General features: G+C 62.8%; 19 protein-coding genes. 6 read left to right on the forward strand and 13 right to left on the reverse strand.

From position 1 onward, the window contains the following. Positions 1-151: 151 nt before the first annotated feature. The 4 genes from K5554_RS11575 to K5554_RS11590 all read right to left on the reverse strand — a co-directional run bounded on the left by K5554_RS11575 (position 152) and on the right by K5554_RS11590 (position 3753). A complete protein-coding gene (locus tag K5554_RS11575) occupies positions 152-1531 on the reverse strand; it encodes a DUF6612 family protein (RefSeq protein WP_221038617.1) in 1380 nt (459 codons plus the stop codon). Positions 1532-1786: 255 nt separating this feature from the next. Then, positions 1787-2443: an ABC-2 transporter permease gene (locus tag K5554_RS11580; protein WP_221038618.1), complete on the reverse strand. Its 657-nt coding sequence runs from the start codon at positions 2441-2443 to the stop codon at positions 1787-1789. A 57-nt stretch (positions 2444-2500) separates the two neighbouring features. Next, on the reverse strand, positions 2501-3370 hold the full coding sequence (locus K5554_RS11585) for an ABC transporter ATP-binding protein (protein ID WP_221038619.1): 870 nt from the start codon (positions 3368-3370) through the stop codon (positions 2501-2503). Then, the gene (locus K5554_RS11590) at positions 3367-3753 is read right to left on the reverse strand and encodes a GntR family transcriptional regulator (RefSeq protein WP_221038620.1); all 387 of its coding nucleotides are present in this window, start codon (positions 3751-3753) and stop codon (positions 3367-3369) included. Before K5554_RS11590 ends, K5554_RS11585 begins: the two co-directional genes overlap by 4 nt. Positions 3754-4070: 317 nt before the next feature. On the opposite strand from K5554_RS11590, the gene K5554_RS11595 reads away from it, so the two are divergent. Both K5554_RS11595 and arsM read left to right on the forward strand, forming a co-directional pair. Further along, positions 4071-4541 (forward strand): MarR family winged helix-turn-helix transcriptional regulator, encoded by a 471-nt coding sequence (locus K5554_RS11595; RefSeq protein ID WP_221038621.1) that lies wholly within the window; start codon positions 4071-4073, stop codon positions 4539-4541. Further along, on the forward strand, positions 4534-5328 hold the full coding sequence (arsM, locus tag K5554_RS11600; RefSeq protein WP_221038622.1) for an arsenite methyltransferase: 795 nt from the start codon (positions 4534-4536) through the stop codon (positions 5326-5328). The genes K5554_RS11595 and arsM overlap by 8 nt, the downstream gene beginning before the upstream one ends. 107 nt (positions 5329-5435) lie before the next feature. Here the strand turns inward: arsM and K5554_RS11605 are convergent, their stop codons facing one another. Then, on the reverse strand, positions 5436-5624 hold the full coding sequence (locus tag K5554_RS11605; protein WP_221038623.1) for a hypothetical protein: 189 nt from the start codon (positions 5622-5624) through the stop codon (positions 5436-5438). Positions 5625-5874: 250 nt separating this feature from the next. Between K5554_RS11605 and K5554_RS11610 the strand changes: the two genes are divergently transcribed. The 4 genes from K5554_RS11610 (at position 5875) to K5554_RS11625 (ending at position 8132) form a co-directional block, all read left to right on the forward strand. After that, positions 5875-6474, forward strand: a complete 600-nt coding sequence (locus tag K5554_RS11610) for an RNA polymerase sigma factor (RefSeq protein ID WP_221038624.1) — start codon at positions 5875-5877, stop codon at positions 6472-6474. Beyond that, positions 6471-7247: a DUF4367 domain-containing protein gene (locus tag K5554_RS11615; protein WP_221038625.1), complete on the forward strand. Its 777-nt coding sequence runs from the start codon at positions 6471-6473 to the stop codon at positions 7245-7247. The genes K5554_RS11610 and K5554_RS11615 overlap by 4 nt, the downstream gene beginning before the upstream one ends. 271 nt (positions 7248-7518) lie before the next feature. Beyond that, positions 7519-7926 carry a helix-turn-helix transcriptional regulator gene (locus tag K5554_RS11620; RefSeq protein WP_221038626.1) on the forward strand — a complete coding sequence of 136 codons (408 nt, stop codon included), beginning with the start codon at positions 7519-7521 and terminating at the stop codon, positions 7924-7926. Next, positions 7923-8132, forward strand: coding sequence for a hypothetical protein (locus K5554_RS11625; RefSeq protein ID WP_221038627.1), 210 nt, complete (start codon positions 7923-7925; stop codon positions 8130-8132). The genes K5554_RS11620 and K5554_RS11625 overlap by 4 nt, the downstream gene beginning before the upstream one ends. Positions 8133-8283: 151 nt before the next feature. On the opposite strand, the gene csrA is transcribed toward K5554_RS11625, so the two are convergent. The 8 genes from csrA to K5554_RS11665 all read right to left on the reverse strand — a co-directional run bounded on the left by csrA (position 8284) and on the right by K5554_RS11665 (position 13550). Beyond that, on the reverse strand, positions 8284-8505 hold the full coding sequence (gene csrA, locus K5554_RS11630; protein WP_221038628.1) for a carbon storage regulator CsrA: 222 nt from the start codon (positions 8503-8505) through the stop codon (positions 8284-8286). 1 nt (position 8506) lies between these two features. Then, positions 8507-8968: a flagellar assembly protein FliW gene (fliW, locus tag K5554_RS11635; RefSeq protein WP_221038629.1), complete on the reverse strand. Its 462-nt coding sequence runs from the start codon at positions 8966-8968 to the stop codon at positions 8507-8509. Positions 8969-9099: 131 nt separating this feature from the next. Further along, positions 9100-9663 carry a DUF6470 family protein gene (locus tag K5554_RS11640; protein WP_221038630.1) on the reverse strand — a complete coding sequence of 188 codons (564 nt, stop codon included), beginning with the start codon at positions 9661-9663 and terminating at the stop codon, positions 9100-9102. 64 nt (positions 9664-9727) lie between these two features. Beyond that, a complete protein-coding gene (gene flgL / locus K5554_RS11645; protein WP_221038631.1) occupies positions 9728-10633 on the reverse strand; it encodes a flagellar hook-associated protein FlgL in 906 nt (301 codons plus the stop codon). A 5-nt stretch (positions 10634-10638) separates the two neighbouring features. Further along, entirely contained in the window at positions 10639-12075 is a 1437-nt protein-coding gene (gene flgK / locus K5554_RS11650; protein WP_255565393.1) for a flagellar hook-associated protein FlgK, read from the reverse strand. A 21-nt stretch (positions 12076-12096) separates the two neighbouring features. Beyond that, a complete protein-coding gene (locus K5554_RS11655) occupies positions 12097-12543 on the reverse strand; it encodes a flagellar protein FlgN (RefSeq protein ID WP_221038632.1) in 447 nt (148 codons plus the stop codon). A 2-nt stretch (positions 12544-12545) separates the two neighbouring features. Next, entirely contained in the window at positions 12546-12848 is a 303-nt protein-coding gene (gene flgM / locus K5554_RS11660; RefSeq protein ID WP_221038633.1) for a flagellar biosynthesis anti-sigma factor FlgM, read from the reverse strand. Positions 12849-13109: 261 nt separating this feature from the next. Beyond that, on the reverse strand, positions 13110-13550 hold the full coding sequence (locus K5554_RS11665) for a MerR family transcriptional regulator (protein ID WP_221038634.1): 441 nt from the start codon (positions 13548-13550) through the stop codon (positions 13110-13112). Positions 13551-13554: the final 4 nt, after the last annotated feature.

A 13554-nucleotide genomic window follows, 5' to 3' on the forward strand; every position in this document is an offset into this window, starting at 1 on the left:
TGGCTTGCCGGCTGCCGGGTACCTCCGCCACTGCAACGACACATCGCTTCCAGTCCCCGGAAGAGAAGGATTCGCATGGTAGCAAAAACCGCCCCGAGAAGGGCGGCTTTTGTTTGCAGGATACATACGCGAGAAAACCCGATGCCGGACCTTAAGGCTGCGGAGCAGCCGGTGCCGGGGTGGGTACCGTGCCCAACGGTTGTTCGGAGCTTGGCTCACCGGGGGAAACGGTATTCTCGGGCAGCTCTAGCTCGGGTGCCTCGAGAACCTCGGCCGGCACTTCAAGCTTAAGGTTCGGGTCGTAGGTGTACTCGTCGGTCTGCATGCTCATCTGCAGGGCCTGGATGGGAATTTCCTCGCCCTGGAACTTGGGTGCATAGGTGATCACCATGCTGTACTCGGCCTTTTTGGTCAGGTAGTCAGCGGCACCCACGTAGGTGATGCCCCAGAAGGAGAAAGAGTCGATCATCTCGGTGGCCTGGGCCAGAGACTTTTGCATCTCCTCCGCGCCGGCGAATTGCCCCAGGGCCGCGCTGAGGAACTTCTGGAAATCGTCCACGCGACCGTAGAAGGCGATTTCGTAGACCTTCTGCCCGTCAACCTCGGTGGTACCGAGGAGCTTATAATGGAGGTAGTCCTCCATGCCGGGCGGGATCACCTCGGTTTGTTGCTGGGCCTGCTTCAGGATTTGGCCGAGGTCTGGCATCAAGCCCTTCGGATACCGGAACCAACCGACCTTGCCAGTTTTCGGATCCGGGAGCTTTTGGTACATCTCGCCGTCGGCCAGGTACATTTCGGTAGTCATGGCCTGCTCTTTGCCGTCGGGGAGGATCATTTTGACCGTGCTGGTCTGGTGAATCCGGTCCGGGAGCACCACTTCCTGGGTGATCTGCATGCTGGGCGCGATGCTCGGTAGCTCATCAGCGCCTTCAGCCCCCGGCCGCGGGATCAGCTTCATGCTGCCGCTCATAGCAGCGCGCATGGCCTTGATCTCTTTGCTGCGGGCCTGGCTCTTTTTCATTATGTCCAGCACGTCTTGGTCGGTGGTGAAGACCTGGCTGAGGAAGGCCGCGCCCTCTTTCTCGCTCAAGGTGGCCGCCGGGTCGCCGCTCACCAGCCCCTCCCGGCTCAGCCAGGCGTAGAGGTTGTAGCCCCAGTGGCCGGGCTCAAGCTGGGCCGCTGTTTCCTGCGGCGGCAGCACGTCGTCGGTAAGGCCCAGGGTGCGCCCCACCAGCGCCACCGCCTCCACCCGGGTGATGGGCTGCTCGAGGTCCAGCCCTGCGCCGGGGGCGCCTTTCATAATGCCCTTTTGCGCCAGGAGGTCCGCCCCTTGGCCTGCCCGGCCAATGCCGCTCGCCTGAACCAGCAGCTGGGCGAACTCGCCGCGCGTCAGTACCCCGTCGGGCTTGGCGACAGCCTTCAAGAGGTCGGCCTGGCTGGGAGCCGCCGCCGCCACGCCGCTCAGGCTGAGGAGCGCTGCGCTCACCACCAGGGCCACCAGGCGCTTAACCCTTCTTGATCTGGAATTCAACCGGAACGCCTCCTTTGCTGCCTTTTCCCTACCTTTAGAGACCGTCCGGCGCCCGTGCAGGACGCCGTATGACACAGGTACCACCTCCTTACTCCTCAAGCCGCAGTCCAGCCTCTCTCCTCCGCGTACAGAGCGCGGCCGACAAGATGTGTGGGACCATAAAGTGCCGTTTCCCTACCGCTGGATACTGCCGGCACCCGCGCAGGGCGCCCTAAGGCCGAAGATATCACCTCCCCCCAGGGTAGAGCCCCAGCCCTACGCCAGGTCTTTGCTGCGGAAAACGCGCTGGGCCGCAAGCGCCAGGCCGGCATACACGGCCGCCGCCGCCACCGGTAGCAGCCAGTAGAAATCAAAGGCCGAGGCCAGGTGCCTTTTCAGCCGGAGGAGCACCACCCGCGCGCTGTCAGGGAAAAAAGCAGGCAGCAGGAACAGCAGGGGCAGCAGGTACACATAAGTGGCGCGCCGGTAACCCCAAAGGAAAAAGGCGAAGAGAAACAGTCCTTCCATCACCAGCCCCACCGACACCAGGCCGGTAAGCGCCGCCGGCAACATGGAAATGTCGGCCGGCGAGCTCAGCCAGGGTAGGGCCTGCACTGCCTTAGCCGCACCGGCTAGGAGGAACACCGGAACCACAGTAAGGACAACGGCCGTCAGGAATTTGGCCGTTACAATGGTCTCCGCCCGCACGGGCAGGGCACGCTGTAAACTAAGCCCGTCATTCGTTTCCTCCTCGTAACAAACACGGCCGACGCACACGTACGGGATCATGAAGCTCCACGCTCCCACCATGGAAAGCCAGTCTTTGCCGTGCCCAAAACCCAGCATGGATGCCATGGATATGCCGAGGAGCAGCAGATAGATGAATAAGGTCGAGCGCAGGATCTTGAAGTCCTTCCCCACCAGGGTCCACATATAAGGTTCTTCTCCTCCCTTTTTCTTCTTGGACAACCCACCACGAGGAAAGCGCACTTACGGGATACGGTGCGCCACTTCCGCCAGGAGCAGGCCCTCCAGGTCCAAGGGACGCACCTCCGCCTGTCCGGCGAGGTCAGGGCGCTTGGCCGTAAGGTCCCGGTAACTCCCCGTCACTCCCAGGCAGCGCTCCCCCTCTTGGGCCCAGGTTTTGAGCCAGGGTTTAAGCTCGCTGAGGAGGGCTGCCGGGAAGGCTAAGCTCTTCCAGTCGGCCAGCAGGTCGTCCTTTTCCCGGCAGAGGACGAGCTGACCGGCGCAGAGCACCGCCACGTAGTCGGCCACCTTAGCCACATCCTCCAGGAGGTGGGTGGAGAAAAAGACGGCGCGCCGCTCGTCCTGGATCACGCCCAGCATCTCTTGCAGAACTTCCCGCCGGACGATGGGGTCGAGCCCGGCCATGGGTTCGTCCAGGATGAGGACCTCCGGATGGTGAGCCAGGGCCAGAGCAAGGGAGAGCTTAGCGCGCGTGCCCTTGGAAAGCTGCGTGATGTTCTTGCGCGCCGGCACCTGAAACTTTGCCAATAGCTTGCGGCAGAGCTCATCGTCCCAGCCCCGGTAAAAGCGGGAGTAAAAGCGCGCCGTCCACTCCGGCGTGGTGTTTCGGTAAAAAGGGTGGGTCTCCGCCACGTAACCGACGCGCTGGTGCAGGGCCACCTCATCGCGCCGCGCATCCAGCCCCAGGATATGCACCTCCCCGCCGTCCGGGTGCACGAGGTTCAGAAGACACTTGATGGTGGTACTTTTCCCGGCCCCGTTCGGCCCGATGAAGCCCATGATGAAGCCGGAAGGCAGGGTAAAGGAAAGCGGGCCCAGGGTGAAGCCGGGAAAAGTCTTGGTGAGGCCGGCCACTTCGATAGCCGCGGTCATAGGTTGACATCCCCTCCCTGTAGAGCACGCTCGAAGAGCGCTGCGATCTCGTCGTTGCTGAGGCCGAGCTTCCGCGCCTCCGCTACCGCTGCCGCCAGCCGGTCGGCGGCCGCGGCGCGTGCGGCCTCTTTAGCCCGGTCCAGGCTGAGCTGGGCCACGAAGGTCCCCAGCCCCGGGCGTGTGGCGATGAGCCCCTGGCGCTCCAGCTCCAGGTAGGCACGGCGCGTGGTGATGACGCTGGTGGTGAGCTGCTGCGCCAGCTCGCGAATGGAGGGAAGCGGCTCGCCGGGAGCAAGCCGCCCGGTGAGAATAAGGCGCCGGAGCTCGCCGACAATCTGCTGGTAAAGCGGCTCCGGGTTTTCGTTTGAAACGCGTAGCAGCAAACAACCACCACCTTTCGCGCCGCACACCTGCCACCTCCTCCGACCCGGGCTCGGGCTCGTTGCAGCGGGCCTGCGTACTGTATATATCAACTATATACAGTATAAACACACGCACTTCTCATGTCAAGCCTTCGGGGTCAGGTATCAACTTCTCATCGTTTCTCTCAGCTCTGCGAAAAACAACTGCCTACCAAGAGCTGAGAAGGCTCGGCCCTGCAAGATAACATCGTCGCCGAAAGAGACAATGGTCTCTTCATTCGTGGCGTTAGTTGCATTATACAATACTTGTATGATACAATAACACCGGGTGAACAACAATGCACTCAAAACCTTTAGAACCCTTAGCCAGGGAACTGCGCCAATTGCTGGCCGAACTGAGCCGGGTCACGCAGCTCGTGGAAAAAAGCGAAGTCGGCTGCTGCGGCCTGACCCTCGCCCAGTGTCACCTGCTGCTTGTGGTGGCTCAGGGTGAAGGCGGGGGGACAGCGCCGAGCGATGTCGCAACCACACTAGGGCTGGATCTGAGCACGGTAAGCCGCGTGGCTGACGGGCTGGTCCGGCAGAACTTGCTCGTGAGGGAGGTGGACCCGGCCGACCGCCGTCGCAACCTGCTCTTCCCCACCGCAGCTGGCAAAGAACTGGTGCGGTTCATAAACCAGGGTATGAATACCTACGCACGCACGGTGCTCGAGCAGATCCCGGCGGACAAGCGGTTCGCCGTGCTGGAGAGTCTCTATTTGCTCATCGCCGCCCTACGCAAAGCCAAAGGAGGGTGCTGCTGTGAATGATTCCGTGAAGAATGCCGTCCGCACCAAGTACGCCCATCTGGCCCGACAGGCCCTGTCCGGTTCGACCTGCAGCTGTTGTTCTTCCCCGGATTTCAGTTGCTCCGCTTATACGGCCGCAGAAACGGCCGGCCTGCCCGCGGGGCTTGCCCAGTCCTCCCTGGGCTGCGGCAACCCTACCGCCTTGGCCGGTTTGCGCCCGGGTGAAGTGGTCCTCGATTTAGGGAGCGGGGCAGGTCTGGACGTCTTGCTCGCCGCCCAGCGGGTGGGACCGGAAGGCAAGGTATACGGCCTGGACATGACCGACGAGATGCTGGAACTCGCCCGCCGCAACCAGCGCGCAAGCGGGATCAGCAACGTGGAGTTCATGAAGGGTGAAATGGAAAACATACCCCTTCCGGACAACCACATCGATGTGATCATGTCCAATTGCGTGATCAACCTGGCGGCAGATAAGGCCGTCGTCCTTAAGGAGGCTTATCGCGTGCTGAAGCCGGGTGGACGCTTGGCCATCTCGGATATGGTGTGGCGCCGCGAGGTACCCCACTGGCTGCGCGAGCAGGTGGAGCTCTGGGCCGGCTGCGTCGCCGGTGCCCTTACCGAGGCGGAGTACCGCCGGCTGCTGGAAGAAGCGGGATTTACGGACGTGAAACTGGAGGTAACCCACGTCTTTAGTGAGGCCGACCTCCCGGTAGGTCACCTGAGTGAAGAGACCACAGAGCAACTCGCCCCGTATGCAGGTTCGCTGGTGAGCGCCTTCGTGCAGGCACGGGCACGGGGTCAGGTATAAACTTCTCATCGTTTTTGTCAACTCTGCGAAAGAACAGCTGTCGGGCCCACCACGGGCCCTCATTTATTTCCAGCAAGGGGCCCTCGACGCGGGACAACAGGTGCCGGTCACCCGGGCTTTTTTACCAGATACCTCCAGCCGCGCATTAGCTTGATGAGGTTAACCTCGGGCCGCGCCAGAAAGCGCACAGGCAGTACTGAAGTACCGAGGCCGCGGTTGACGTAGAGGTGGGTCTTTTGCACCCGGTGAAGGGCAGCCACGTAACGCGGCGGGTAGGGCTGTTCAAGGAACAACAAACTGTTCCTTCCCCTCATTATTTGCTCGGAGCAGGTATAGAATCTGTTCCTTTTTTTTGCGCGGCGGCCTAGCTACAAACAAAGGTTTAAAAAGCGGCTCAAGCGGCTGCCATTCCCACTCGCCCAGTCTTAGGCCCGGCAGGTATTCGGCAACCGGAAAACGAAGTAAATAGAAACGCGAAAAACCAGCACTCCCCAAAAAAGCGGAACGGCCGCCCTCTGTTCTGCGTCTTAAAGGTGAGGGAACCACATGGCACGAAGCGCGTCCCTCGAAAACGACGCCCCCGCCCTGCGGGTGCTCTTCGAGCTCTTTTATGAAGATGCATACCGCAGTGCCTACATGATCACCCGTAACCAGCATCAGGCCGAGGATGTTACGCAGGAGGCCTTTCTCAAGGCTTTTAACCACTTCGATACGCTGGCCGAACCGAAAAAGTTCGGCGCCTGGCTCAAGTCCATCGTTGTGCGCACGGCCATCGACCTGCTGCGGCGCGAAAAGCGGTTCGTGTTCTCGGACGAACTGGAAGGCGAATCCGGGGAGGCCGGGCTTTATCCCGCCGCCTTCCCCCTGCCGGAGCAAGAACTGGAGCGTGCAGAACTCAAGGCAGTGGTGCGGCAGGCCGTCGCCGCTCTGCCGGCCAAGCAGCAGCTCGTGGTAGTGCTGAAGTTCTACCACGGCCTCAAGGACCCGGAAATCGCCCAGGTTCTCCAGGTCTCGGTGGGGACGGTCAAGTCGCGTGCGCACCGCGCCCTCCTTACTTTAGCCAAAAGGTTAGGACCTTATGTGCAGGGTCGTCGCAGCACCGCGCTGGATCCTACCTCGCTTGAGCGAGGGGGTGTGGGTGAATGACCTCGCTGAATAAGTGGAAAGAACTCGAAAAGCTTCTCCAAGAGAGCCTCCACGATGAGGCCGCCCAGGTGGCTGTGCCCCCGGCGGAGGAGGCCTGGGCACGCCTCGCTGCTTCACTGGGCCGAAAACCGGCGCGTCACGTGTGGCCCGAGCGGCTGCGCCGCTTCTCACCCCTGGCGGCCGCCGTGCTCGCAGCCGTAGTCCTCACCGCAGCGGCCCTAGGTTATTCCTCCGCGGCCGGCGCTTTCGGCCGCCGCTTCTTCTCGCTGGTCGTGAACGTTCTCCAAGGGGAAACCCAGCCCCAGGACGTGCACATCTCCATGTCCAACGTAACCCCGCCCCCGCCCGGCGCGCCCCCGCCGCCACCGGACTGGCCGCTGGCCACCGGGGAACGGGTGGTCACCCCGGCGGAAGCCCACAAAGAGGCCGGCTTTGCCTTTAAGGAACCCGCGTACCTGCCGCGCGGCCTGGCGCGCGACATCGTGACCCTTCTGCCGGCCCAGGTCAATCAGTACTTTCGGGGCCAGGACGGGAAGCTTATCCTCCGCCAGCACCATACCCCGCGTGACTTCGCCGCCAGTTCTTTCTTCCGCAACGCCCGGGTGGAAAAGGTGAACATCAGCGGCGCCGAGGGCACCCTGGTCGTGCAGCGCAACCCGTTCACCCAGCGCGACGAGGTCACCCTCCTCTGGTTTGCAGACAACATCGAGTTCCGCCTGGAGGGCAACATCAGCTCCCGTGAGGCTCTCAAGGTCGCCCGCTCCCTAAAATAGCTCAGGAGCCCCGGTGCGCGGCCGGGGTTCTTTTATCGTGCTTCCTTGCCTCGCTTCTGTTCTCGAGACGGCTCCACAACCAAGCATCCCCCGCCCAATGCCGAGGGGCCGCCAGCCGGTCCCAGGCGAATTGCAGCGCACCCAGCAGAACTCGACCAACGAGAAGATCTTACCGACGGCAGAATAGCAATCAGGCCCTTGACAGTTGGTGGCGGCCGCTATATAATAGTGTCAGCTAGATGACTTAATCATATAGAAAGAGGGATCAGATATGTACGAGCCTCAGCAGTGGCCGCACCGGCACGGTGCGTGCGGTTGCCACGGGCCGGGTGCCGGCGGCCGGCGGGAGGGGTTCATCCAGCCCTGCCTGCTTCTCCTGCTACTGGAAAAGCCGGCCCACGGCTACGAGCTGTTGGATCGGCTGGGCGACTTCGGCCTGGCGGAGGCCGACCCGGGGGGCATCTACCGCAATCTCAAGCGCCTGGAAGAAGAGGGCTACATCGCGTCCACCTGGGAAACAGGCGGGCCCGGGCCGGCGCGCAAGGAGTACCGGGTGACCCCGGAAGGTGAAGACCTGCTCCATGCCTGGGCGAACGCCCTGACACAACAAAAAAAGAACCTGGAAAGGTTCCTTGCCCGTTATCAAGGATACTTCGGCGCGAAAGGAGGTGAAGCATGATGTTCGGTCGCCATGGTTTCGGCCCCGGCTTCGGGTTCGGGTTTGGCGGCGGCTGCGGCTGCCGGCATGGCTTGGGCCCGCACTTCCACCGGCACTTCCTGACCAAGGATGAGCGCCTGGCACGGGTGAAGGACTACCTGGAGGCGCTCCGCGCGGAGGAAAAGGCCGTCGAGGAGTACCTTAAGAAACTCGCGAACGAAGAGTAAGAGCGGCCCACCGGCCGCTTTGAGGGGCAACCGCGGTTGCCCCGTTTTTTACAGTTGAGGCCCTAAATGCTGCTCAGCCTGCCCAAAGTCGGCCCCCAAGTGTGTCCAGCCCAAGTCGCCTGCTCCTCTTGTCACTCACGCTTCTGAACTTCTAACTTCGCCTGGGGAGTTTCGCCAGGTCCAGTTTCGTGGGGGCAGCCGCGGCCTGGTTCTCCCGGGCAATGGCTTCGTAGACCTCCCGCCGGTGGACAGGGACCTGCCGCGGGGCGGTAATACCCAAGGAAACCTGCCCGTCCTGCCACTCGAGTACGGTCACCTCGATGTCGTCGCCGATCATGATGCTTTGCCCGGGCTTGCGGCTGAGAATCAGCACCCTACCGCCCTCCCCCGGCGGCAGCTTTCCTGGAAGGAGCAAATAGTGGCGCGCGCAGAGGATACCCGGACCCGTCCAGCACCACCTGTGCAGCCCGGCGCAGGCGCCGGTTCACCACTACGGGGGCAAGAAGATTGGCCGTTATGTCCGCGGCGCTGCCACCGGCCGGGACGCGTAGGATTACATGCACGCTGACATCCTCCGGCTGCTCGGCGCCGAGGAGTTCTTTCGCCGCCGCCGGCAGATCTACAACATAATCCGGGAAGAAGAGAAACGGATCCGTCACCAGAAAAGCCACCTCGGCGGCGGCCAGAGCCTGGAGCCAGAAGAAGGCCGGGTTTTCGGGCACCGGCACAAAAAAGAACTCCCTCAGATGCATAAAGCCCGGCACGCCCTGGGGAAAAGTTATAACGGCGTCCGGGACAACCTCCAGCTCACCAAAGCGCGTTGTCGGGCAGCGCATCCTGGGCTCCCCTTTCCAAACAGAGTGAAGCGGCACCACCAGCGGCTACTGCACACTTTCTGCCCGCCCTTCCGCTTCGGCGGCACGAGTTGCCGCCGAAGCCGCATTAAGTGCGTTGAGGGGCCGCCCGGCTAAACCGATTCGTCCACAAGATGGGCGCGGATCTCAATCGCCGGATACTGGCGCAGGTAAACCCTTAGCGCGCCGGGCTCGTAGGGGGTACCCGGCGGCTGCGGTCCAAGGTAGGCGGCCGCATGCCCGGGCGAGAACTCTCCCCGCACGTTCCCGGGAATCACCTCGCTCTGCACCGGGTCGACCGGCGGCGCGCCGTAATTGAAGGGCGGCCGGGGAGAAGGCTTTTCCGCCGCCACGTCCGGGATGGTGTTCCCCGGCAGCCAAAAAGCCGCCAGGCGGTCGCCTTCCTCCGCCGCCTCGCCGATGGCGGCGAGCACGTCCTGGTAGCTCTGGTCCCGCACGAGAAACCCGAGCTCTGCGTACGATGCTAGGCCGGCGTATGACCAGGCCGCACTGGCGTCGAGAAACACGCGCGGCCGGCGTATGTCGAGTGCCAGCCTGGGGTGCGCAATTTCCAGCCGCAAAGGCCTGAGCCCGGTGCGGATGGGAGCCCGGGCCGTTTTCGTCTCCAAGCCGATAAGGGCCGGCTGCGTGTGAATCTCCAAAGTCACCCGTTGCACGGCCTTCCCTCCCCGCATGTACCAGTTACTGGAAAGTTTGAAAAGTTGATACCTGACCCCGGGGTCAGCGGAGGAAATCGACGAGGGTGGGCTGGATGATGCGGGCGCCGGTGGCCAGGGCGGCGCGGTAGACGTTCTCCTGGTTCTTGAGTTCCATGATGACCTGGGCCACGTCCATGTCCTCGGCCTTGGAAAGGAGGTCGGTGAAGTTGATGTTGGCGTCGTCCAGGCGGGACTTGGTCAGCTCCAAGCGGTTGACCCGGGCGCCCACCTCGGCGCGCACGGCCAGGAGGTGGTCGATGGCTTGATTAAGGTCAGCCAGGTCCTGATCTGAAATTGCAGCGGTGTCTCCTGATTTTAGGTGCACATACAAGTTCTGAACGACTGTAAAGATGGTTTTGCCGGCGTCCTTATCGTAATAAAAGGCTTCCATGCCCGTCACATTGTAAGGGATCGTAATGTTGGTGCCTACTTCAGTTTCCCTTTTGGCCTCATTGCCTGCGTAACTAACTGTGTAAGTACTTGGGTCAAGGCTGAAAGGCTTAGCTTTGGTGGCAGTGCCGGCGAAAATGTATTGTCCGGCCTGTGAGGTGTTCGCCACCTGCACCAACTGCTCAAGAAGCTGCCCCACCTCTTCCCTTATGGCATCGAGGGCCTGCTGCGGGTTGGTGCCGTTGGCCGCCTGCACGGCCAGCTCGTTCACCCGCTGCAGGATATCCCCCGCCTGGCCGAGTGCGATGTCGGTGGTGCTGAGCCAGGAGAGGGCGTGGTCGGCGTTCTTCACGAACTGCTCGATGTCGCCCAGGTCGGAGCGCAGGCGCAGGCTCTTGACGATGGCCACCGGGTCATCGGAGGGGCGGCTCACGCGCTTGCCGCTGGCCAGCTGGTGCTGGTACTTGGCCAGCCCCCGCAGGTTTCGATTGAGATCCTGCATGAAGGTGGCACTAAGCATGCCGTTGGTGATACGCATTCAGGCTACCTCCCTGCGATGCCGGTGCGGCTGATCAAGGTATCCAGCATCTCGTCCACGGCGGTGATCACGCGCGCCGCGGCGTTGTAGGCCTGCTGGAAGCGGACCATGTTGGTCATCTCTTCGTCCAGCGACACGCCGGAGACCGCCTGCCGGCGGCTGTCGAGCTGCGAGGTGAGGAGCTCCTGGTTGTCCACCATGCGGCTGGCCTCTTGGCCTTTGACGCCCAGGTCGGCCACCCAGGAGTTGTATTTGTCGGAGAAGATCACATTCGTCTCGGGTGTACCATCACCGTCGGTGTCCACCCACGCACCGTTTTTGAGCTGGGCGATGAGCAGGGCGTTGGAGCCGTCGCCCGGAGGAGGAGGAACTGTGCCCGGCGGTGAATTGCCGGCCGGATTCTGCGCCGCGGCGATTTTCCTTAAGTCCCCCATGATCTCGTCGCTGACCTTGAGGCTGCCTGCAGCGGAGCCGGTGAAGAAGCTCACTCCAGTGGAACCATCGAGGCCGGCACCAGCCTCGTGCTGGGCATTCACGGCCTGGGCGATGTAGCCCGCCAGCTCATCGAGCTGTGCTTTATAGTCCTCCACTACGCTGTCCCGCGCTTCGAGCAGCCCTTCCAGGCTGCCGTAGGGATGTTCGCCTACGGTAAGTTCAGCGCCGTCGGGCCAGGTGACTTTGCCAGTGCTCGGATTAAAGGCCAGCTCGCTAACCTGCTGGCCGCTTAAGAGGGTGTGGTCGCGCACCACGATGCTCACGGCGCCGTAGCGGTCCTCTTCCACCTGAATCGGCACCACCTTGGCCAGCTCGTCGAGCAGTAGGTCGCGCCGGTCGCGCAGGTCGTTGGCGGCCATGTTGCCGGACTCGGCCTTGACGATCTGGGCGTTTAGATCCCGGATCTGGCGGGCCAACGAGTTGACCTCGTTTACCCGTACCCCGACCGATGTACTCAGATCAGCAGATAAGTCGTTCAGTTGGCCGGCCAGGTGATTGAAGGCCTCGGCGAGCGCGATCCCTTCCTGGCGTACCACAGAACGGGCGGCCTCGCCCTCCGGGTTCTTGGCCAGCTCCTGCCAGGCGGCGAAGAAGCGGTCCATGAGCTTGCTCAGCCCATCGTCGCCCGGCTCATTGAGGATGGCCTCCAGCTTCTCCAGCGTGTCGCGCCGTACTTCCCAGCGGCCCAGGGCCTTGGATTCGTTGCGGAACTGCGCGTCAAGGAAGCTTTCGCGCAGCCGGCGCATGCGCTGCACCTCCACGCCGGTCCCCAGCTGCCCGGCCCCCATGCCCGGGTAGGAGTAAGGTGTGGTGGTAGCCAGCACCGCCTCTTGTCGCGAGTAGCCCTTGGTGTTGGCGTTGGCGACGTTGTGGCTCGTTGTTTCCAGCGCCCGCTGCTGCGCCATGAGCGCGCGGCGCCCGATCTCAATCCCGAAGAATGTGCTCACCGCAAAACCTCCTTACGCCCCTTACACCCGGCGGTCTACCAGGTTTTTCCCGGCCGCCACACCGCCCAAGGTGCGCTTCACGAGCTCCAATGCGCCGGCGATGATGCTGGCACAGCGCGCGTTGCGCTCCTCAAGTTCAGCGAGCAGCTTTCCCAGCTCTGCGCCCGCCGCCCGGCAGCGGGCCACCGTCGCCCAGTCCGCCCGCTCGGCAATGGCCCGCAGCGTAAGTTCTGCCACGGGCACGCCCCAGGCCACCGCCAGGTCCGCCTGGGCCTCATAGCGCTGCTTTTCGAGTCTCCCGCCCTTAACCACCAAGGCCTGCTCCAGCTTGTTGATTTGCTCCACCGCTTCTACGTCGGCGAGGCGTAGGGCCTCCTCTTTGCGCCCCGCCAGTTCATTTAAAGTGCGGTACAGCTGCACCTGTTCCTCCAGCAGCCGGGTTAACTCGGTCAAGGCCGCAGCGCTCATGCCTAAGCCTCCCGGTCGAGGAGACGGGGAGCCGCCAGCATCTTCTCCGCCACCGCCTCCGGATCCACCTGGTACGTCCCGGCCGCAATCTCGGCGGCCAAGCGCTTAACTTTATCGGCACGAACGGCCGAACTTTGCGCCACCAGCTTTCGGGCACGGCTCAAGTCCCGCGCCTGCTGCGACAGGATTACCTGATCGCCGCCGGCGGATTTGGTCCGAGCAGCGCGCTTCGACTCCGCTGCTGCAACTTTCTGGCCCGCGTAGGCCGAGAGAACCCCGTTGAGCCCGGGGGAAGTAATGGTCATGCCTCTGGCCTCCTTCGGCGTAGTCCCGCCCTTCACTTAATATCTTTATCGGCGGCCGGCGGCAAAACTTAATCCCACGCCATGCCCTTTTCACGCACAGAGAATAACGTGCAAGCCGTAGACACTGCACGCGGGTGAAGCGCGCCTGCCTACACGGCCGGCAGCCAAGACGGTACGGTCCTGTCACCCTGAAGCCGCCGCGCTTCCCCGGCCGCTGGGAAAGCTGCTGAACAAAAGTCTAGGGCGCGATGCATCGCGCCCTTACTTTTTTTCCGGCCGGCGCTTGTACCCTTCACCGGTCTTTCCCATTACCAGGTCGGCAATGTGCAGCCGGTGGTCGCGCCCTTCTTCCGCCGGGGCCGGCGCAGCCGGCTTTCTTTCTTGGACCAGACCCTTTTTCAGCTGCCCCGCACACTGCCGGCAGATGCGCCCCTGGTCGATGGGCCGCCCGCAGATCTCGCAGCGCAGCAGCCCTTCGGCCTTCAGGGTGACCAGCCGTCCATTGCGGATGAAATCGAGGATGATCTCCTTATCGATCCCCGTACCTTCCGCCACCGCTTCCAGGTTGGCCCCCGGGTGCGTACGCAGATAGCTTTCCACCTGGGCGAACAGGTTCTCCTCTTCCCGCCGGCAGGCCGGGCAAAGCTTGAACCCCGAATAGGCAAACATTTTCCCGCAGCGCGGGCAGTTGCGTACTTCCACGACG

Source organism: Gelria sp. Kuro-4 (assembly GCF_019668485.1).
Classification (GTDB): Bacteria; Bacillota; DTU030; order DUMP01; family DUMP01; genus DUMP01.

Coding starts and splice junctions, on each gene's coding strand:
- K5554_RS11580 (WP_221038618.1), bottom strand. CDS start 2,443: ATGTGGACCCTGGTGGGGAAGGACTTCAAGATCCTGCGCTCGACCTTA.
- K5554_RS11585 (WP_221038619.1), bottom strand. CDS start 3,370: ATGACCGCGGCTATCGAAGTGGCCGGCCTCACCAAGACTTTTCCCGGC.
- K5554_RS11595 (WP_221038621.1), top strand. CDS start 4,071: ATGCACTCAAAACCTTTAGAACCCTTAGCCAGGGAACTGCGCCAATTG.
- K5554_RS11610 (WP_221038624.1), top strand. CDS start 5,875: ATGGCACGAAGCGCGTCCCTCGAAAACGACGCCCCCGCCCTGCGGGTG.
- K5554_RS11615 (WP_221038625.1), top strand. CDS start 6,471: ATGACCTCGCTGAATAAGTGGAAAGAACTCGAAAAGCTTCTCCAAGAG.
- K5554_RS11620 (WP_221038626.1), top strand. CDS start 7,519: ATGTACGAGCCTCAGCAGTGGCCGCACCGGCACGGTGCGTGCGGTTGC.
- K5554_RS11625 (WP_221038627.1), top strand. CDS start 7,923: ATGATGTTCGGTCGCCATGGTTTCGGCCCCGGCTTCGGGTTCGGGTTT.
- fliW (WP_221038629.1), bottom strand. CDS start 8,968: ATGCGCTGCCCGACAACGCGCTTTGGTGAGCTGGAGGTTGTCCCGGAC.
- flgL (WP_221038631.1), bottom strand. CDS start 10,633: ATGCGTATCACCAACGGCATGCTTAGTGCCACCTTCATGCAGGATCTC.
- K5554_RS11655 (WP_221038632.1), bottom strand. CDS start 12,543: ATGAGCGCTGCGGCCTTGACCGAGTTAACCCGGCTGCTGGAGGAACAG.
- flgM (WP_221038633.1), bottom strand. CDS start 12,848: ATGACCATTACTTCCCCCGGGCTCAACGGGGTTCTCTCGGCCTACGCG.